This is a genomic window from Kitasatospora sp. NPDC088160 (assembly GCF_044741445.1).
GTDB lineage: Bacteria > Actinomycetota > Actinomycetes > Streptomycetales > Streptomycetaceae > Kitasatospora.
Map to the genome: position 1 here is coordinate 116,482 of NZ_JBIUSS010000005.1, position 19,112 is coordinate 135,593.

Genomic DNA, 19,112 nt, shown 5'->3' on the forward strand with positions numbered 1-19,112 from the left:
CCGCTCGGGCCGACCCCGACTGCCCCGGGTCGGCCCCGTCCGGCTACTCCTCGGCGGCCAGGGTCAGTCCGGCCAGCTTCACCGAGGCCAGCACCGTCGCCGCCACGGTGACCGCCAGCAGCAGCGGGACGGCCACCCCGAGCGAGACGTCGGCGCCGATCGCGGCGTCCCCGGCGACCGCCTCGGCCACCGACCGGCCCCACTGCTGGACGCTCAGCGTCCGGGCGCCCGACACGAAGTTGCCGATCAGCGACTCCCAGACCAGCGCGTACCCCAGTCCGGCCACCACCGCGTGCCGGGTGACCACGCCGAGCAGCAGGAACAGCGCGCTGTACGCCGCCCCGGCGACCAGCACGGCCACGGTGTAGCCGAGCGCGATGCCGTCCCTGGTGCCGATCAGCAGCAGGCCGCAGAGCAGCGTCGGGAGGGCGGCGAACACCCAGGTGGTGCCGATCGCGACGACCAGCTTGGTGGTGACGATCTTCCACCGCGGCAGCGGCTTGGCCAGCAGGTAGACGATCGAGCCGTCGTCGATCTCGGTGGCGATCACGCCGGTGCCGACGACCAGGCCGAGGATCGGCACCAGGGTGCCGAGGCCGAGCTGCCCGAGGATCTTGACGGTGAGGTCGTGCTCGTTCCCGCTGGCGGTGCCGCTCGCGACGGCCGAGATGACCAGCAGCAGGGCGGGGACCACCAGCAGCAGGAGGCCGCGGCGGCGGCCCAGCAGGCCGCGCAGGGTCAGCCTGGCGACGGTCGGGTTCATGGTCGGTCGGCCCTTTCCTGGGTCCGGTACGGGAGTTCGGTGGCTCGGACGCCGGGCCTCACGCGGACGCCGGGCCTCACGCGGACGCCGGGCCTCACGCGGACACCAGGTAGGCGAAGACGCTCTCCAGCGACTCGTCCGCCGGCGAGACGGTGTACAGCCGGATGTCCGCCTCCCGGGCGACCCGGGGCAGCAGGGTGGTGAAGCCCTGGAAGTTCACCGCCTCGATCCGCAGCGCCCGTTCCCGCGCGTCCACCTCGACACCGGTCGTGGAGCCGTCGGCGATCAGCGCGGCGGCCAGCCGGCGGTCGTCGCTGGAGCGGACCAGGTAGCGGTGCGGCCGGTCGGTCATCAGCCGGCGGATCTTCCGGAAGTCGCCCGAGGCGGCGTGCCGGCCGGCCACCACGACCTCGATGTGCCGGGCCAGTTGCTCGACCTCCTCCAGGATGTGGGAGGAGAACAGCACCGTCCGGCCGTCCGCGCCGAACCGGCGCAGCAGCTCCATCAGCTGGAGCCGCTGGCGCGGGTCCATGCCGTTGAACGGCTCGTCGAGCAGCAGCACGGCCGGGTCGTGGACCAGCGCGGAGGCCATCTTGACCCGCTGCTTCATGCCCTTTGAGTACGTCCCGGTGCGGCGGTCCTTGGCGTAGGCCATCTCCACCAGGTCCAGGGCGCGCCGGGCGGCGGCGCCCGGGTCGGCGAGACCGTGCAGTTCGGCGTTGGCGAGCACGAACTCCCAGCCGGTCAGGTAGTCGTACATCGACTCCCGCTCCGGGACCAGGCCGATCTGCCGGTACACCTGCTGGTTGCGCCAGATCGGCGCGCCGTCCAGGGTGACCGCCCCGCTGGAGGGCGAGAGGAAGCCGCTCATCATGTGGATGAGGGTCGACTTGCCCGCGCCGTTCGGACCGAGCAGGCCGGTGATGCCTGGGCCGATCGTCATACTGATGTCGTTGACGGCGACCACGTTCCCGAACCAGCGGGAGACCTTGTCGATGGTGATGGTGGCCATGACGCCCTCTCAAACTCCTCGGTTCATCAGACGCTGCGGTAGCGGCGCAGCAGCAGCCCGTACGAGCCGGACACCATCGCGAGGACGGCGGCGGTGAAGACGACCACGCCGAGCCCGCCGGGCGCGTGCATCCGGCCGTCCATCCCGCCGACGTCGAAGAGCTGGTTGGTCAGGCTCTCCACCAGGTCGTTCGGCGACAGCAGCGCGATCCACTGGGCGGAGTCCGGGACGGTGAGCTCGGTGGCGGTGCCGATCCGGGTCAGGATCGCCACCACGGCCGTGCTGATCGCCAGGTAGCCCATGATCCCGGCCACCCCGAAGCCGCGGCGCGGGGTCGCGGCGGCGACCACCAGCGCCACCGAGGTCGGCACCAGGGAGTACAGCAGGGCGGCGACCAGGCCGGACAGGAAGTGCCCGGTGTTGTGCCCGAAGTCCAGCCCGCCGAGCAGCGCCCCGATGTAGAGGACCAGCAACGGCGCCGCCATCAGCAGGAACTGGGCGCTGACCATGGCGGCGAACTTGGCCCGGACGTAGTCGGCGCGGGTGATCGGGCGGGAGAAGTACAGCGGGACGGTGTGGTGCCGGAGATCCCGGGAGAACAGCACCGGCGCCTGCGAGGCCAGGAAGATCGACACGACCAGCACGAACGAGGACAGGTACCGCGGGTAGTCCAGCGGCAGCTCCTTCGCGCTGGTGGCGAGCGCGATCGCCACCATGACCACGGCCGGCATCGTGACCACGCCGAGCACCAGCATCGGCAGCACCTTGGACTTGCCGGAGCGCCCGAGCCCGTACGCGGCGCGCAGGCTCTGGGTGAACAGCGAGCGGGTGGCGTAGGCCCGGCCGAGCCGGGGCCCGGTGTAGCCGCGGTAGCCGATGTCGTGGATGACGCCGGTGTCGGCGGACCTGGTGTCAGGAGGCAGCGACATCGTCCGTCCCTCCCCTGTTCTCGTCGGTGAAGAGTTCGGCGACCCGGTGGCGGCGCTGCTCCAGCCGGACCAGGCCGAGACCCAGGCCGGCGACGGTGTCGCGGATGGTGTCGTAGGTGTCGTCGCCGGCCAGCCGGACCAGCAGCAGGTGCGAGCCCTCCGGCTGGACGGACAGCCCGGCGGCGGCCAGCCGTTCGCGGACGGCGTCGCCCGGCTCCGGGACGGCGTCCTGCGGGTGGTCCGTCACCTCGACCGCCAGGACGGCCGTCGCCTCGGTGAAGGAGGCGGTGGAGGAGGAGCGCAGCAGCTTGCCGCCGTCGATCACGACCAGGTGGTCGCAGGTGCGCTCCAGCTCGCCGAGCAGGTGGGTGGTGACCAGCACCGAGATCCCGAAGTCGGTGTGCACCCGGCGGATCAGGCCCAGCATCTCGTCCCGGCCGGCCGGGTCGAGGCCGTTGGTCGGCTCGTCCAGCAGCACCAGCTTCGGGTCGTGCACCAGCGCCTGGGCGAGCTTGACCCGCTGCTTCATGCCGGTCGAGTACCCGCCCATCGGCCGGTACCGCTCCTCGTACAGGCCGACGTGCCGCAGGGTGTCCGCGGTGCGCTCGCGGGCGGCGGTGGCCGGCAGCCCCGCCATCCGCGCCATGTGCACCACGAACTCGGTCGCCGACACGTCGGGTGGCAGGCAGTCGTGTTCGGGCATGTAGCCGACCCGTTCGCGGATCTCCGGGCCCCGGGTGGCGACGTCCAGGCCGAGGACCTCGCCGCGGCCGGACGTCGCCGGGGCGAGGCCGAGCAGGATCTTGATGAGGGTGGACTTGCCCGCCCCGTTGGCCCCGACCAGCCCGACCACCCCGGGCCGCACCTCGACGGTGAGCTGGTCGAGGGCGGTGACCCGGGGGAACCTCTTGGTGAGGCCGTCCGTCTTGATGACAGCAGTGGACACCTGCTCAACGTAACGGGCCTACGCGCCAAGGGCTATGAGCTGGAATGACGAGCCCGTCTGCTGCTGCGGTATGACGCCGCGGAGGATCTCCCCTAAGGGGCGGAGCACCTCCCCCTCAGGGTCAGGACGTCCTCGTCGCCCGTGCGAGGCCGGCAACGGGGAATCCGGCGCGAGGTCCGCCTCGGAAACGCCACCGGAGTCGCCGTGCCCGCGGTACCGGCCGCTTCCGATGCTCTCCGGGTCGACGGCCCTCGACGACCCGGCCGGGAGACGCGAAGACCACGCGGCCGTTCCGACCCATAGGGTCGACACCATGCGACTGAGTACCGTGATCCTCCCCATCCACCGGTGGAGCGAGGGGCAGAAGATCTGGCGGCGGGCCGAGGAGCTCGGGTTCCATGCCGCGTACACCTATGACCACCTGTCGTGGCGGTCGTTCCGCGACGAGCCGTGGTTCGGATCGATCCCGACACTGACCGCGGCGGCCACCGCGACCGAGCGCCTGCGGCTCGGGACGCCGTGACATCAGTCAATCCTTCTTCATGCATCACACGCTGACCTGCGATGTTCCGCTGGTTCAGCCCCTGATGCCACTACCCCTGTGAGTCGGCGGGCCAGAACTTGGGCGGGGCGCTGGCAGGATCCACGATCCGCAAGCGGCTCTGCTGGGACGGGTCGACCGCATTCAGCGAGATCAGGCGCTGACTGTCTGCCTGGTCGAGTTCAGCCAAGGCATGGGGCAGGCCGGCGCACACGGTGGCGATAGCTGCACCGAGACCCACCAACCCGCCGTGCTTGTGATTCTGGCGGTACTCGATGCGATGCAGGCCCGACTCGGCGATGGCGACTACCTCGAGTGGACGGCTCAGTTGCTTCGTGTCATTCGTGACAACGATCTGAAAGCCGTCCGCTGCCGCACGCGCATAGAGGTCGACGTCCCTGGTTCCCGCCCACCCGCTGAGTTCGGCCACGTGCTCGACAACGTGGTGCTTCAGGAGCAGCCGCACGATCCGTGCCATGGGAAGCGGCACATTCTCGTCGAGCAGCAGCTTCAAGACGCTGCCTGCCGGATTTCCGCATCCTCGTAACTGTCGACATAGTCGGCGAAGTCCGCTGCGTCGCGCGCTGCCTCTGCTGTGACGCCCGGGTAGTAGTCGCCGATCTGCTCAGGTGGCACGCCGTCCCGTAGGAGAGCAGCAACCTCTGTCGCCGGGATACGTGTCCCCTCGACGACCGGCTCGCCGCCTCGCACAGCAGGGTCAATAGACACGTGCGGCCGGGGTTCAAGGAGGTCCGGGATTCGCCGACCACCACGGTAGAAAGGCGCAAGCACGTCCACCATGTCGTGAATGACGACATTGCCCTTGCTCCGCACAAGGTCCACTGCGTGGTCCGGGTCTGCCAGGTAGATCGTGTCACCGCCCGCGACCAGCCGGTAGGCCAAGAGGTGTTCCCCTTCGTCGAGGCCCTCGCGCAACGTGCTCAGCGCCCGCCTGATCTTCTGGAGGGATGCCTCCTCGCGAAGACGGACACAGACTCGGAGAGCGACCACGTCGCGAAAGGAGTAGAGGATCGGACGAGACGTCGAGATCTCCGGCACCAGGACAGCGCCGCGCTCGCCGGTGGCCCGCCGCCAGTGCGACAGCTGCCGCAGAGTCGCACCGGACAACGCGGCAGCCAGTTTGGGCTCGTACGACATGCGGCACCTCCTTGGCTCCAGACGACAATCCGACGCTACTTCATCGTCCCGTACGGGCATCGGGCTCGCCAGCATTTCACCCGGATGAGGCCACCGAGAGGCGCCGCGCCCTCGTCCAGCCGCCGCTCAGGGCCCGCCGCCTCCAGAAGGGCGGGAGTCAACCACCGATCGAAGCGCGCGCTCTGCGCGAAGGCGACCGACTCCCCCTTCAACTCGGCACTGCGCTCGATGAGATCGGTGAGCGAGCACTCGCCGTGATCCGTATCCCGAACGGCGATCGCCATGTCCTGCTTTCTCTGCAGGTGAGTTCCGAAGTGATGTGTGAGCTGCTTGGCGTCAGCCGGTCCAGTGGCGGTAAGCCTCGATCCACTCGGCGCCGTCCGGGGCAGGTGTCGGCATCGGCAGCTCCAGGATCCCGATCTCCTGTCGAACACGGCCGCGAAAGCACAGTGCGACGATCCGGCCATCCTGAGTGAGGTCGACGCCGCGCACAGTCACCTCCACTCCGAGAACCGTCGTGCCGAACGGCACCGCGAGGTTCTCCTCCAGCATGGTGAACAGACCGGTCAGCTGCTCGTCCTCGCCGTAGGCGTCGACGGTGGCCTCATCGATCATGGCCTCAAGCTCGGTCCTGCCCAATGCACCCATGGCACTACGCTAGCGGCTACGCATGTGTCGTCACTGCGGGTTGCTCGCAACCTCACCTGCCGGAGCACACGCGTAGGGTCGAGGGCATGCGCTTGAGTACCGTGATCCTCCCCATCCACCGGTGGAGCGAGGGGCAGAAGATCTGGCGGCGGGCCGAGGAGCTCGGGTTCCATGCCGCGTACACCTATGACCACCTGTCGTGGCGGTCGCTCCGCGACGAGCCGTGGTTCGGATCGATCCCGACACTGACCGCGGCGGCCACCGCGACCGAGCGCCTGCGGCTCGGGACGCTCGTGACATCGCCGAACTTCCGCCACCCCGTGACACTGGCGAAGGAGCTGATCACGCTGGACGACGTGTCCGGCGGGCGGGTCACACTGGGCATCGGCGCCGGCGGTACCGGCTTCGACGCGACGGCGATGGGGCAGGAGGCGTGGTCGCCGAAGGAGCGGGCGGACCGCTTCGGCGAGTTCCTGCCGCTGCTGGACGAGCTGCTGCGCACCGACGCCACGACGCGCGAGGGCACGTACTACTCGGCGGTCGAGGCGCGGAACGTCCCCGGCTGCGTGCAGACCCCCCGGGTGCCGTTCTACGTCGCCGCGACCGGGCCGCGCGGGCTGCGGCTGGCGGCCGAGTACGGGCAGGGCTGGGTGACGTACGGCGACCCGAAGGGCCCCGCGGACGTGCCGGTCGAGCAGGCGCCCGGCGTGATCGCCGCGCAGATCGCGAAGCTGACGGCCGCCTGCGAGGCACGGGGCCGGGACGCCGGCGAGCTGGAGAAGGTGCTGCTCCAGGGCTCGACCGCCGAGAAGCCTCTGCAGTCGCTGGACGCCTTCGTGGACTGGGCCGGCACCTACCGCGACCTGGGCATCACCGAGTTGGTGATCCACTGGCCCGTCCCGGACTCGATCTTCGAGAACGACCTCGCCGTCTTCGAGAGGATCGCCACCGAGGGCCTCGCCCAGCTGGCCTGATCAAGGATTCGCTTCCCGTGGTTCGCGCCGCCGACCCACGCGAAGCAACCAGTCCGCCGGCGGCCGACGGGCCGTTGGCGGACTAGCGGCGACGCTCAGCCGTCTCGGCCCTGGGTGACCACGAACTCCGTTCCGTCGGGCGTCGCGCCGACGCCCGGCTCGGCCCACTCGGTCGGCCTTCTTGTTGCCGGGATCACGGTACCCAGACGCGTGCCGTCGACCCTGCGTGTTCACTCCGGCAGGTGAGGTTTCGAGCGACCCTCGGCGACGGCGCCCTCACGACCGCTACCGTGGCGCCATGGGTGCAGCGGGCCGGGCGGGCCGAGCTTTTGGCCGTGCTGGATGAGGGCCACCGTCGATGCCCACGGCGAGAGCCGAGCAACTCGCACATCACTACTTCGGAACCGGCTTGTGGGGAGAGCAGGACATGGCGATCGCCGTTCGAGGCGCGGATCACGGCGAGCGCTCGCTCACCGACCTGATCGAGCGCTGTGCCGAGTTGAAGGGGGAGCTGGTCGCCTTCGCGCAGAGTGCGCGCTTCGACCGGTGGTTGACTCCCCTGCTGCTGGAGGCGGCCGGGCCCGAACGGCTGCTGGACGAGGGTGAGGCGGTCCGGATCACCGACCACTTCATCCTGCGCTTCCGCCTGCCGGACGGTTCGACGGTGGTGGACCGGTTCGTCGGTGGGCGGCGGGACCTGGACGGGATCGACCGGGAGATGCTGCTCGGCTGGCGGGACCCGGTCGAGGGGATCTTCGAGATCCGCCGCAAGGACGGGGATGCCCTCGTCCTGCTGAACCTGATCGACGACCTGGAGTACCGCACGTACTCGAACGCCGGACGGGCTGCTTTCCGGGGAGTGACGAAGGGAGGGTTCCTCCACGCCTGCCTGGTGCCGGTCTTCTCGGCCGACGGGACGTGGCTGATCTCCGGGGCGATGTCGTTCTACCCCAGGTCCAGCGCCACCGAGATCGCCCGGGCCGCACTCCAACTGGCCACCAGCCACCCCGAACTGGTCTTCCGCAACCCCGAGAAGATCGAGCAGGGATGGGAGTCGATGCGGGCGGACCGGGACGCGTTCGTCGAGTTCTTCGGCGGCGACGAACTGGTCCTTCCGCCCGCCGAAACCGAGGAACGGCTCAACGCCTACTACCGGCACCGGCAGGAGGACACCGCCGCCGGGCGTCCCGACCGCGCCCGGGGCAGGCGGCTCCCGGGCCTCGACTTTCCGGCTTTCGAGCTGCCGCGGGACCTTGCGGACGCGGACACCATCGGAGTCATCTACGACGAGGTCGACGGGCTCAACTTCTACGCGGACTACGGGCTGTTGCGGGAGCTCTTCGCCGACCCCTCCCTCACGGGTCGCAAACCGCACCAGGACCTGCTGCGCACGTACCTGCGCGAGCAGTCGATCACGCCACTGCCGATCCGGCGACTGGCCGCCGCCCACCCGGAGACCGCCGACTCGGTGTTCCGGAAGCTGCTGCGGAAACCCGGGTTCGCCTGGAGCGAGCACGGCGAGGAACTGTTGCGCCGACGCAAGCCCTGGTACTACGCGCAGGAGCCCCGGCCCGGCGTCTCCGTCGTCGGCGAGCGCCTCGGCGAACTGGCGGCCGGCGGGCGACGGCAGCGGTTCACCAGCGCACGGCGCGTGCCGGGCCAACCCCATCGCCCCTAGCCACGAACGCCGAGAACGCCGTGGCCGCCGTGGCCGCCGTGGCCGCCGCCGTCAGAAGGCCGACGCCCGGTCAGAGCTGGCGCACGACGGGGAGGGTGGCCGTGCCGCGCTGGCGGGCGTCGCGGCGGGCGAGGCCGGGGGAGTTGCCGGTGCCGAGGATCCGGCCGTCGGCGATCGCGATCCAGGTGCCCGGTGCCAGCCCGGTGGGCGGGGTGAGGGACAGGGCCGACGTCACGGCGTGGTCCGGCTGGAGGCGGTCGGGGCGTGGGGCCGGCGACGCGGTGCCGGCGCGCCAGCGGGCCGTCGTCCGCTCGCCGCCCAGCCGGCGCGACCACACCACGTGCTGCACCACGATCAGGGGGCCGAGCACGGTCAGCAGGGGGAAGCCCGCCGTCAGCGCGCCCAGGGCGAACAGCGCGCTGACCGCGCTGGTCACGACCACTCCGACGACCGCCGCCAGCAACGCGGCCGTCCGCCCGAACGCCTTGGCGGCGACCAGGGGGAACAGCACGAGGAGCAGCAGGTCGCCGAGGCCCACGGCGACCGGCGGGCTGCCGCCCGTCAGGACGAGCATCGGGGCGAACGGCCTTCCCTGGACCTGGGTGACGAAGTTCGCGGTGACCTGCGTCAGGGTGGTCGCGACCAGGTCGTAGCAGGACAGGACGGCGGCCAGGCCGGCCGCGTGCGCCGATCGCATTCCGCTCTGCGTCCACAGGTTGGCCACGCCCACCACCGCGACGGCGAGCATCACGTCGGTGCAGGCGCGCACCGCGACGGGGTGGCCGCTGCACGCCGCCGTGGCTCCGGCGGCCACGAGCGCGAGGCCCCAGGCCCAGCGGCCGGAGCAGACCGGCGCCAGGGTGAACTGCACCGCCAGGCAGAGCACCAGGCCGAACAGCGCCGAGACGACCACGCCCGGCAGCTCGAGGTAGAGCAGCGGGGCCAGCACGACGCCGACGCACAGGACGGCGATGTCGCCGGAGGTGTAGACGCCCACCGGAGGCCTGGGCATCCGCACGCGGACCAGGTACCCCCCGGCCGCGGCCATCAGCAGGGCCACGCAGCAGCTCAGGGCGATGAGGGGGATCGCGTTCATGCGCCGCTCCCGGCCCGGACGCCGACCGGACGGGCCGACTCGAAGGTGTGTTCCCGCAGGTCCGCGCGGACCGGACTGGACGGCGGCAGTTTCGACCGGTCGTCGTGGAGCACGATGCCGGCCAGCGGCAGCCCCGCCGCCGACGCCCGCTCCTCCAGCCTGCGGCGCAGTGTCGCCGCGGGCAGCGCCCGGACCAGGAGGTGCAGCAGCGCACCGCCGTCCGGCTCCTCGGTCAGCGTGTACCTGGCCGGCAGCGGCACGTCCGGCTCCCCCTCGACCAGGTCGAGGACGTCCCTGGTCGGCACGGAGGCGCTGAGCGGCCCCGACCAGCGGCCCAGGACGGCGGACGTGGCCGGCAGGTGCGCCCACTCGCACCCCGTCCCGCCGACGGGCAGCCGGACCAGGTCGCCGGTGGCGTACCGCAGCAGCAGGGTGCACTCCCGGTAGGGCACGAAGGGGGTGTGCACCAGCATCCCGACCTCCCCCGGCGCGGTCGGCTCCCAGGTCTGCGGGTCGAGCACCTCCAGGTGCCCGAACTCGGTGGTGTGGTGCAGATGCCCCTGGGAGCACGGCGTGCCGCCCGAGGGGAGCGTCTCCGTCATCAGGTAGGACGTGGACAACGGTGCCCCGAACGCCGCTTCGGCCCGCTCCCGCAGGGGGGCCGACAGCACCTCGCCGCCCACCCCGATGCTCTCCAGCCCGAAGTCCGCGGACCGCCACCCGCCCTGTTCGGCCTCCTGCACGAGCGCGGAGAGGTACGACGCGGAGGCGGTGAGGTGGGTGATCTGCGGGGCCTTGCCGGGCAGGCCGAGCGGTGCGGCGAGGCGTTCCAGGGCGAGCGCGGGGTCGATCGTCCCGAACTGGACGAACGAGGCGCCGACCCGGGTGGTGGACTCCTCGGCGACGACCAGTGGCAGGGTGGCCCTGGAGCAGCCCGCGTAGGCCACGGTGTGCCGGGGGCGCAGCCCAAGGGTCAGGGCCGCCGAGATGGTGCTGAGGGCGATCGTGGTCTCCAACTCGGCCCGGGAGTACCAGACCGCGGTCGGGGTGCCGCTGGTGCCGGTGGTCAGCGCCATCAGGGCGGGCGTGGCGGCGGCGGAGACGAACGCGGCGGGCAGGCCGCGCAGGGCCGCCTTCGGGGTGACGGGCACCCGCGACCAGGTCTCCGTGTCGAGCGTCTCGGGGTCGATCTCGAGGTCGTCGAAGGTCCGCCGGTAGTAGGCCGTGTGGCGGACGGCGGCGCGCGCGGTGGCCCGCAGGCTCCGCCGGGTGACCGTGCGCCGCACCTCCGGGTCGACCTGACCGGCCTGCCCCGGCAGCAGCGCCGAGTCCGCGCCCGGTTCGCCGAACTCGGCGAGCGTGCGGACCATGTCGTCGGCGATCCGCCCGAGGTCCTTGGGGCGGATCCTGCGGTTGAGCAGGATCGATGCGCCGTACCGGAGTTGACTCACCGCAGTGCCGAACACGAGACCTCCTGGAACCTGGGCCGGGGATGCTCACCCCGGCCCAGGCCGGGACGACTCGGTCAGGCCATGTGCGCGAACATGGCGGCGGTGAGGGTGCTCAGGGCGTACTTGAAGTAGTGCTTGACCATGTCAAGACCTCCTGGTGGGGCTGGCCGGCGCGGCCGAGCACGCCCCGATGACGTGCTCCGGTGCCGGCGGGTGGGGAGTGCAGTTTAGGGAATCGAACAAGCCTCGACCAGGGGTGAGACGGCATCAAATTCCTTGCCCCGAACGGGCGGTGCCGCAGCTACGGGTGCGGGCGGGTGCGCTGGGCCGGGAGGCGGGGCTCGGGGGCGCGGCGGGCGATCTCGGCGAGGGTGTGGAAGAGGACGTCGCCGAGCAGGACCGGCTCGCGGGAGGCGTCCGGGGAAGCGCCCGAGGAGACGTCCGGGGAGGCGTCCGGGGAGGCGTCCGGGGAGGCGGCGGGCGGGATGGTCGGGGGAGGCTCGTCTCGGAGCTGGCGAGTGGGCATGGCTCTTCCTGCCGACGGGGTGGCCGTGCACACTCCTGCCCGTCGCGCCCCGGGGACACCCCGGCCGGCGGGCGAATAGGCCGGAAACGGAGCCTCGGGGGCCGAAAGGGGGCCGAAAGCCACAGGTCCGGCGGGTCGGCGGCGCCGTCCTGCGGGTCCGCGACGAGGTCCGTCCTCGCCGGTGACCGGTGCGGCACCGATGGGCGAAGATGGACCGGTGACCGAAGCCCGTACCGCCCCCCGCCTCATCGCCACCGACCTGGACGGCACCCTGCTGTGCGCCGGCGGCACCGTCAGCGAACGCACCGCCGCGGCCCTGGCGGCCGCGGAGGCGGCCGGGGTGCAGGTGGTGTTCGTCACCGGGCGTCCGCCGCGCTGGATGCAGCAGGTGAGCGCGCACATCGGCGGCCACGGGGTGGCGATCTGCTCGAACGGCGGCGCGGTGGTGGACGTGCGGCGCGGCGAGCTGCTGGAGTCGTTCCCGCTGCCGGTGGAGACCACCCTGGCGGTGGTCGAGGTGCTGCGCGCCAAGCTGCCCGGCACCGCGTTCGCCTTCGAGTACCCGGACGGGTGGGCCCGCGAGCCCGAGTACGCGGTGCCGATGTGGGGCGACGACCTGGAGCACGCGGTCGGCCCGGCGGAGAAGCTGCTGGGCGCCGGCGGGCCGGTCCGGGGCCTGTTCAAGCTGCTGGCCAAGCACCCCGACCTCGACCCGGACGCGTTCCTCACCCGGGCCCGGGAGGCGGCCGGGCACCTGGCCGAGATCACCCGCTCGGCGCCGATCCCGCTGCTGGAGATCAGCGCGCCCGGCGTCACCAAGGCCAGCACGCTGGCCCGTTGGTGCGCCGGGCACGGGATCGACCGGAGCGAGGTGGTGGCCTTCGGCGACATGCCGAACGACCTGGAGATGCTGGACTGGGCCGGCACCGCGTACGCCGTCGCCAACGCGCACCCGCAGGTGCTGGCGGCGGTGCCGCTGCACACCGTGAGCAACGAGCAGGACGGCGTCGCGGCGGTGCTGGAGGAGCTGCTGCGGCTCCCCTGAAGGCGTGCCGCCCGGGCCCTGGACAACAGGACCTAGCCGAAGCGGCCGTTCACGTAGTCGGAGGTCCGCTGGTCGCGCGGGTTGCCGAAGACCTGAGCGGTCGGCCCGGCCTCCACGATCCGGCCCGGGGTGTCGTGGGTGGCCAGGAAGAAGGCGCAGGTCTGCGAGACGCGCTGGGCCTGCTGCATGTTGTGGGTGACGATCACGATGGTGAGCCGCCCGCGCAGTTCGGCGATGGTCTCCTCGACCCTCCGGGTGGAGGTCGGGTCGAGCGCGGAGCACGGCTCGTCCATCAGCAGGATGTCCGGCGAGACCGCCAACGACCGTGCGATGCACAGGCGTTGCTGCTGCCCGCCGGAGAGCGCGCCGCCCGGGGTGTGCAGCCGGGTGGAGACCTCGTCCCAGAGCCCGGCGCGGCGCAGGCTGGTCTCCACCAGGTCCCGGCGCTCCTCCTTGGAGACCTTGATCCCGGCCAGCTTCAGGCCGCTGGCGACGTTGTCCTGGATGGACATCGCCGGGAACGGGTTGGGCCGCTGGAACACCATGCCGATCCGGCGCCGCACCTCGGCGGGGCGCCGGCCGGGACGGTAGACGTCGTCGCCCTCCAGCAGCACCTCGCCGGCGAGCGCGGCGCCGCGCACCATCTCGTGCATCCGGTTGAGGATCCGCAGGTAGGTGGACTTGCCGCAGCCGGACGGGCCGATCAGCGCGGTGACCTCGCCGGCCGGCATCGCCAGCGAGACCCGCTCCAGCACCTTGCGGGCGCCGAACCACGCGGAGACCTCCCTGGTCTCCAGCCCGGCCAGCGGCTCGCTGCCCGGGTGCGGGGCCGGCGGCAGCGGCGGGAGGGTGAGGGTGTCGGCGGCCGGGTCGGTCGCCGGGGCGTCCGCCGTGCCCAGGCCGGTGGTCGGGGTGTCGGTCATCGGTGCATCCGTCATCGGTACGGCCTTCCGGGCGCGCTTCAGTAGAGGTTGGGCAGCAGGGCCGCGGCGTTCTCGTAGACCGCCCAGAGCAGCGCGCCGAGCACCGGCGCGAGGCTCAGGTAGGCCGCCGAGGCCCGCCAGTACCGGGCCAGCAGGAGCGCGCCGAGCACCGCGCCCAGCAGCCCGAGCGACCACAGCTGCAGCGTGGCCAGCGCGCCCTTGTCGGCGGCCAGCGCCTTGTCGTACGGGACGGTCCTGGGCCGGCCGCCGGGGTTCTGCTCGGGGTCGCCGTCCAGCCGGGCGCCGACCATCACGGTCGAGCCGGGGATCCAGTCCGAGTCCCCGGTGACCAGGACGAGCCGGTTGCGGGCCGGGTCGGTGATCGGGTGGTCGCCGTCGCCGTACACGTTGACGGTGTAGGTGAACTTGCCCTGCCCGGTGGTGGCCTCGATCTTGTCGCCGACCCGGAGCCCGGACAGTTCGGCGAAGGGCGCGCCGAAGGTGGCGCCGCGGCCGAACAGCACCGCGACGCCGCCCTGGCCGGGCAGGGCGGTGTCCCGGCGGTGGCCGGGCCCGCGCATGAGGTCCCGGCCGGTGGTGCCCTCGACCACGACGGCCTGGTGCAGGCCGATCGCCGGGATGTCCAGCAGGGCCACCGGGGCGCCGTCGGCGGCGGCCCCGGTGGGGGCGACGGCCCGGGCGAGCTGGTCCCGGAAGGTCTTGTACGCGGTGGACTGGAAGTGCCGTTCCTGGACGTGCGAGAGCGTGAACAGGTAGCCGACGAAGCCCAGCACCAGCGCGGCCAGCAGGCTGGCCACCCGGGCGCCCTGGAGGAGGCGGCGCCGCGCGGGGGCGGCGGCGGGCCCGGTCGCGGGGGTCGCGGCGGGCGGGCCCGCGGGCGTGGCCGGCCGCGCGGGGGCGGCCGGCTTCTCCAGCACCGGGGCGGTCACGAGGCGCCGTCCGAGGACTTGCGCCGGCGCAGCAGCCGTCGGCCGAGCAGCGGCGGGACGAGCACCACGGCGAGCAGTTCGAGGGCGGTGAGCGTGCTCAGCGTCCAGTCCTCGGGCTTGCCGGCCACCTCGACCACGTTCGCCGCGACCTCGGTGCTGCCGCCGCGGCCGCGGGCGACCACCTGGCCGGTCTGCGGGTCGACCACGTCCTCGGTGCCCGGGTCGCCCGGTGCGGCGCCGTCCGCGTTCGGGTCCGTGCCGGCCGCGCCGTCGGCCGCCGCGGCGCCGTCCCCGGTGCCGCCGGTGCCCGCGGCGCCACCGCCCGTGCCGCCGGCGCCGCCGGCCGCACCACCGCTCGTTCCGCTGCCGGTCCGGCCCGTGCCGCCGCCGCTGCCGCCGCCCGTGCCACCCGTACCGCCGCCGCCACCGGTACCGCCGGCCGCGCCGCCGCCACTGCCGCCGCTGCTGGAACCGCCGGCGCCCGAGCCGGTCTTGACCGCCTGGCCGCCCTGCACGGTGCAGTCCAGCGGAGCGCCCTGCTTGTCGCAGGGGCTGGGCTGCGGCGCGTTCTTGAGGACGGTCAGCTCACCGGTGGAGTTGAAGGTCGGGTTGGCGCAGTTGGACAGGGTGTCCGGGTCGACCGGGCTGGCGTTGCCGGGGATGCTCCTGGTCTGCAGCAGGCCGCCCTTGACCAGGCCGCGCGGGATCGGCGAGTAGCCGAGGCCGTCCGCCTCGCCCTGGCCCTCGCACAGCACGTAGGCGAGGAAGCGGCTGAGGGCACTGCCCTTGTCGTTGTTGAAGCGGGGCGGCGGGGGCAGCGCGGCCCCGGAGCGCGGCACGATCACGTAGCTGTAGCTGGAGATCGGGTAGGAGCGCGGGTCGTCCATGGTGTAGACGCCGTCGAGGTTCTGCTGCAGGTAGTTCGGGTCGGACACCGGGGTGTTGTCGTCGACGCCGCGGATCTTCGCCGCGGTGAGCGCCACGGCGACGTTGGAGGCGGTCGGCAGCGAGTAGTAGCCGGCCTGGTTGAGCACCTTCACGACCGGCCAGTTGCTGCGCTTGGCGAAGGCGTACTCGTCGTAGCCGATGGTGCCGAGGCCGGAGGAGGCCTTGATGTAGCCGGCGACGACGTCCGAGCCGTTCTGGGCGACCATCCGGCCGGACGGCGGGAAGAACTCGGTGTAGTCACCGCAGGAGACGCCGTTGACGGAGGAGCAGTACGCGTCCCACTGGTCCTTGTGGGTGTGCTCCATCCAGCGGGTGAACTGCGCGGTGGCGCCGGAGCCGTCCGAGCGGACCACCGGGGTGATCGGCAGGTTGGGCAGCGTCTTGCCGTAGTCGGCGGTGATCTTCGGGTCGTTCCAGTTGGTGATCTTGTTGGTGAAGATGTCGACGACGGTCTGCGGCGAGAGCCGCAGGTCGCGGACCTGCTTGCCGCCGACCACCAGGTTGTACATGAAGGTGGTGCCGCCGGCGGTGATCGGCACGTACGAGAAGCCGTAGGTCGGCTGCTCCGCGCTGCCCTGGCCGTTGCGGCGGCCCGCGTCGTTCACGCCGGCGTCGGGCGTGGTGCGGAACGGCACGTCGGAGGCGGTGAAGTCGTTCTGCCCGAGGGTCCAGGAGTTGCGGCCGGCCGCCGAGCCGACCGGGTTGAAGCTGATCTGGATGCCCTGCGACCCGACGTCCTGGCGCCACTGGTCGATGGCCGGACCGGCCCAGCTGGACCCGTCCGCGCTCAGCGCGACGCTCGCCGCGAAGGCCCGGGAGCCCGGCCCCAGCATCGGCGCGGCCGCGAGCAGCAACAGGGACATCAGCAGGGCGAGCGCGCGGGCCACGGGGCGGCCGGCAGCCTCCCACGACATGGGGACTCCTCTGGGACGGAGGGTGGTTGGGTGGGTCATCAGCTGTTCCCGGGGAGTGGGAGGGCGGTGGCCGACGCATGGGAGGACGCGGTCCGCGCCAGCGCCGGACGGACGGTGTCGGACGGCCGGGCGGCTCGTGCGGCGGCCTCGGCGCGCCGCGCCTCCAGGTCGATCCGGCGCTTCTGCCGCCTGGTCAGCTCGCCCGGCTTGCGGCCGCCGAGCACGCGCGCGGTGACGAAGAGGATCAGCACCAGGACCATCAGGGTCAGTCCGGCCGCGAAGGCGCGGGCGACCATCTCGGGGTAGGGCTGCTTGACGTAGTTCCAGATGTACAGCGGCAGCGACACCTGGTGCTCGTGGAGCGGGTCGGCGTTGAACTGCGAGGTGAAGCCCGAGGTCAGCAGCACCGGCGAGGTCTCGCCGACGCCGCGCGCCATGCCGAGCACCACCGCCGTCACCAGACCGGGCCGGGCGGTGGGAAGGACCACGTTCCACACCGTGCGCCACTGGCTGCCGCCGAGCGCGTACGAGGCCTCCCGCAGGGTGCCGGGCACCAGCCGGATGACCACCTCGGCGGCCCGGGTGACGATCGGCATCATCATCACGGTCAGCGCCAGCGAGGCCGCGAAGCCGCTCTTCTCGAAACCGAAGGTGATGATGAAGACGCCGAGGATGAACAGGCCGGCCACGATGGAGGGCAGCGCGGTCATCGCCTCGACCAGCGTCCGCACCGGGCGCGCCAGCCGGCCGCCGACCTCGGACATGAAGATCGCCGCCGCGATGCCCAGTGGCACCGCGAACAGCGTTGCCAGGCCCAGCTGTTCGAGCGAGCCGACGATCGCGTTGAGCGCGCCGCCGGAGGTGATCGGGGAGAGCGCGGCGGTCCGCTCCATCGACTCGGTGAAGAAGTTGAGGTGCTGAGCCGCCTCGAAGCCGCGGCTGGCCACGTAGCCGATCTGGTCGACGATCAGCGCGACCACCAGCAGCCCGGAGCTCCAGGAGGCCACCGACACCAGCCGGTCGCGCACCATCAGCCTGCCCCACTGGAGCCGGCCGAGCGCGAAGTAGCCCGCCAGGAACAGGAGGTACCAGCAGACCAGGAAGCCGAACGCGCCACTGAACGGCAGCACCCGCTCGTACAGCGCCCAGTTCAGCGCCAGCGAGCCGACCAGTGAGCCGGCCACGGTGAACACGTCCTCGCGGGTCACACCGCCGAGCCGCACCTTGGTCTGGGAGCGCGGTGGCGCGGCCTCGGCAGGTGCCTCGGCGGAGCCGGAGGGCGTCGGACCTCCGGGCCCGGACGCGGCGACCGGTGGCAGGTCGAGCGTGGTCATCGGGTCGTCCCTTCGACGCGGTGGGTCATGTCGGTACGCCGCCTCAGTCCGCGGTGGAGGCCCCGGAGCGGGACCGGTTGATCACGAAGCCGGCTGCCACGTTGACCAGCAGGGTCAGCGCGAACAGCACCAGGCCGGCTGCCATCAGCGCGGAGAGCGAGAGCGCGTCCGACTCGCCGAAGCGCAGCGCGATGAGCGCCGAGATCGAGTTGGCGCCGTTCTCCAGGATGTGCGTGATGGTCTTGAAGCTCGGCGAGACGATCAGCGCGACCGCGATCGTCTCCCCCATCGCCCGGCCGAAGCCCAGCATGATCGCGCCGATCACCCCGCCCTTGCCGAACGGCAGGACCACCGCGCGCACCATCCCCCAACGGGTCGAGCCCAGCGCGTACGCGCCCTCCCGCTCGCCCTGCGGGGCCTGGGAGAACACCTCCCGGCTGAGCGAGGTCACGATCGGGATGATCATCAACGCGACGACCACGCCCGCGATGAAGGTGGAGGAGGTGTAGGAGGTGCCGATGTCGCCGGTGCGCACCTTGAGGAAGGGGATCGTGTCGCCGAGGTGGTTGGTCAGCCAGCGGACGAAGCCGATGATGCGCGGCTGGAGGAAGAACAGCCCCCACAGGCCGTAGATGATGCTGGGGATCGCCGCCATCAGGTCGATCAGCGAGATCAGCGCCGCCCGCAACCGGACCGGCGCGTACTCGGAGATGAAGATCGCGGTGAAGAGGGCGACCGGGACGGCGATCACCAGGGCGATGACGGCGATCAGCAGGCCGTTCGGCAGGACGGCCGCGATGCCGAAGTTGTGCGCGGCGGTCTGCCACTTCTGCTCGGTCAGGAAGGACCAGCCGACCGCGCGCAGCGCGTCCGTGCCCCGCAGGACCAGGAAGAACGCGATCATCCCCATGATCGCGAAGACTGAGAGCCCGGCGACCCGCAGCACCCCGCGGAACACCCGGTCGCCCGGGGTCGCGGGGGCGGTGATGGTGCGCGGGACGTCCCGGTCGGGCCCGTGGCCCGGTTGGCCTGGCACCCCGGCGTACGGTGCCGCGGGCTCGGCGGCGGATGTCATGGTCTGCTCTCCGTGCTCGGGTGCGGGGGACGGATCCGGTGCGTACCCATTCGGCCAGCCACAGGTGGCTGGATCGGGTCGTGCGTGTGTACGAGGGCCCAACGCGGCAACTCGGTGGCGGAGTTGGGAACTCCGAATGGCCGGACCGGACCGGCGAATGACATGTCCGTGCTGGGGCTTCTCACCCAAGTCCTCTGATGT

General features: G+C 72.1%; 19 protein-coding genes and 1 pseudogene. 4 read left to right on the plus strand and 16 right to left on the minus strand.

Annotation, left to right across the window (positions count from 1 at the left end; all coding sequences use genetic code 11):
- Positions 1–43: 43 nt before the first annotated feature.
- The 4 genes from ACIOGZ_RS09315 to ACIOGZ_RS09330 all read right to left on the minus strand — a co-directional run bounded on the left by ACIOGZ_RS09315 (position 44) and on the right by ACIOGZ_RS09330 (position 3,650).
- Positions 44–763, minus strand: a complete 720-nt coding sequence (locus ACIOGZ_RS09315) for an ABC transporter permease (protein ID WP_063348377.1) — start codon at positions 761–763, stop codon at positions 44–46.
- Positions 764–857: 94 nt separating this feature from the next.
- Positions 858–1,775 carry an ABC transporter ATP-binding protein gene (locus ACIOGZ_RS09320; protein WP_400985451.1) on the minus strand — a complete coding sequence of 306 codons (918 nt, stop codon included), beginning with the start codon at positions 1,773–1,775 and terminating at the stop codon, positions 858–860.
- 26 nt (positions 1,776–1,801) lie between these two features.
- Positions 1,802–2,704 carry an ABC-2 transporter permease gene (locus ACIOGZ_RS09325; RefSeq protein ID WP_363581492.1) on the minus strand — a complete coding sequence of 301 codons (903 nt, stop codon included), beginning with the start codon at positions 2,702–2,704 and terminating at the stop codon, positions 1,802–1,804.
- A complete protein-coding gene (locus ACIOGZ_RS09330) occupies positions 2,688–3,650 on the minus strand; it encodes an ABC transporter ATP-binding protein (RefSeq protein ID WP_363581494.1) in 963 nt (320 codons plus the stop codon). The genes ACIOGZ_RS09325 and ACIOGZ_RS09330 overlap by 17 nt, the downstream gene beginning before the upstream one ends.
- 313 nt (positions 3,651–3,963) lie before the next feature.
- Here ACIOGZ_RS09330 and ACIOGZ_RS09335 point away from each other — a divergent pair.
- Positions 3,964–4,167: pseudogene (locus ACIOGZ_RS09335) on the plus strand (LLM class flavin-dependent oxidoreductase); the annotation flags it as partial.
- A 76-nt stretch (positions 4,168–4,243) separates the two neighbouring features.
- Here the strand turns inward: ACIOGZ_RS09335 and ACIOGZ_RS09340 are convergent.
- The 4 genes from ACIOGZ_RS09340 to ACIOGZ_RS09355 are packed head-to-tail and all read right to left on the minus strand — an operon-like array spanning position 4,244 to position 5,997.
- Positions 4,244–4,705: a DUF5615 family PIN-like protein gene (locus tag ACIOGZ_RS09340; RefSeq protein ID WP_363581496.1), complete on the minus strand. Its 462-nt coding sequence runs from the start codon at positions 4,703–4,705 to the stop codon at positions 4,244–4,246.
- Positions 4,702–5,349 (minus strand): DUF433 domain-containing protein, encoded by a 648-nt coding sequence (locus ACIOGZ_RS09345; protein ID WP_400985453.1) that lies wholly within the window; start codon positions 5,347–5,349, stop codon positions 4,702–4,704. Before ACIOGZ_RS09345 ends, ACIOGZ_RS09340 begins: the two co-directional genes overlap by 4 nt.
- A 35-nt stretch (positions 5,350–5,384) precedes the next feature.
- Positions 5,385–5,633, minus strand: coding sequence for a hypothetical protein (locus tag ACIOGZ_RS09350; RefSeq protein ID WP_400985455.1), 249 nt, complete (start codon positions 5,631–5,633; stop codon positions 5,385–5,387).
- Between the two features lie 52 nt (positions 5,634–5,685).
- Entirely contained in the window at positions 5,686–5,997 is a 312-nt protein-coding gene (locus tag ACIOGZ_RS09355) for a hypothetical protein (RefSeq protein WP_363581502.1), read from the minus strand.
- 86 nt (positions 5,998–6,083) lie between these two features.
- Here ACIOGZ_RS09355 and ACIOGZ_RS09360 point away from each other — a divergent pair, with 86 nt between their 5' ends.
- Entirely contained in the window at positions 6,084–6,971 is an 888-nt protein-coding gene (locus ACIOGZ_RS09360; protein WP_400985457.1) for an LLM class flavin-dependent oxidoreductase, read from the plus strand.
- A gap of 427 nt (positions 6,972–7,398) precedes the next feature.
- Positions 7,399–8,649 (plus strand): hypothetical protein, encoded by a 1,251-nt coding sequence (locus ACIOGZ_RS09365; RefSeq protein ID WP_363581506.1) that lies wholly within the window; start codon positions 7,399–7,401, stop codon positions 8,647–8,649.
- A 70-nt stretch (positions 8,650–8,719) separates the two neighbouring features.
- Here ACIOGZ_RS09365 and ACIOGZ_RS09370 read toward each other — a convergent pair whose 3' ends face one another.
- The 3 genes from ACIOGZ_RS09370 to ACIOGZ_RS09380 all read right to left on the minus strand — a co-directional run bounded on the left by ACIOGZ_RS09370 (position 8,720) and on the right by ACIOGZ_RS09380 (position 11,722).
- Positions 8,720–9,745 (minus strand): hypothetical protein, encoded by a 1,026-nt coding sequence (locus ACIOGZ_RS09370; RefSeq protein WP_363581508.1) that lies wholly within the window; start codon positions 9,743–9,745, stop codon positions 8,720–8,722.
- Positions 9,742–11,211, minus strand: coding sequence for a phenylacetate--CoA ligase family protein (locus ACIOGZ_RS09375; protein ID WP_400804428.1), 1,470 nt, complete (start codon positions 11,209–11,211; stop codon positions 9,742–9,744). The genes ACIOGZ_RS09370 and ACIOGZ_RS09375 overlap by 4 nt, the downstream gene beginning before the upstream one ends.
- A gap of 286 nt (positions 11,212–11,497) precedes the next feature.
- Positions 11,498–11,722, minus strand: coding sequence for a hypothetical protein (locus tag ACIOGZ_RS09380; RefSeq protein ID WP_400985459.1), 225 nt, complete (start codon positions 11,720–11,722; stop codon positions 11,498–11,500).
- A 199-nt stretch (positions 11,723–11,921) separates the two neighbouring features.
- Between ACIOGZ_RS09380 and ACIOGZ_RS09385 the strand changes: the two genes are divergently transcribed.
- Complete coding sequence (locus ACIOGZ_RS09385) at positions 11,922–12,767, plus strand: HAD family hydrolase (protein ID WP_363581514.1); 846 nt, start codon at positions 11,922–11,924, stop codon at positions 12,765–12,767.
- Positions 12,768–12,799: 32 nt separating this feature from the next.
- On the opposite strand, the gene ACIOGZ_RS09390 is transcribed toward ACIOGZ_RS09385, so the two are convergent.
- Genes ACIOGZ_RS09390 through pstC form a run of 5 tightly spaced genes read right to left on the minus strand, consistent with a single transcriptional unit; the run spans position 12,800 to position 18,911 of the window.
- Positions 12,800–13,690, minus strand: a complete 891-nt coding sequence (locus ACIOGZ_RS09390) for a phosphate ABC transporter ATP-binding protein (protein ID WP_400985460.1) — start codon at positions 13,688–13,690, stop codon at positions 12,800–12,802.
- 38 nt (positions 13,691–13,728) lie between these two features.
- Positions 13,729–14,640 (minus strand): class E sortase, encoded by a 912-nt coding sequence (locus ACIOGZ_RS09395; RefSeq protein WP_400985461.1) that lies wholly within the window; start codon positions 14,638–14,640, stop codon positions 13,729–13,731.
- A complete protein-coding gene (locus tag ACIOGZ_RS09400) occupies positions 14,637–16,502 on the minus strand; it encodes a substrate-binding domain-containing protein (RefSeq protein ID WP_363581520.1) in 1,866 nt (621 codons plus the stop codon). Before ACIOGZ_RS09400 ends, ACIOGZ_RS09395 begins: the two co-directional genes overlap by 4 nt.
- A 38-nt stretch (positions 16,503–16,540) precedes the next feature.
- Complete coding sequence (gene pstA, locus ACIOGZ_RS09405) at positions 16,541–17,836, minus strand: phosphate ABC transporter permease PstA (RefSeq protein ID WP_400985462.1); 1,296 nt, start codon at positions 17,834–17,836, stop codon at positions 16,541–16,543.
- 43 nt (positions 17,837–17,879) lie between these two features.
- Entirely contained in the window at positions 17,880–18,911 is a 1,032-nt protein-coding gene (gene pstC, locus ACIOGZ_RS09410; protein ID WP_363628045.1) for a phosphate ABC transporter permease subunit PstC, read from the minus strand.
- Positions 18,912–19,112: the final 201 nt, after the last annotated feature.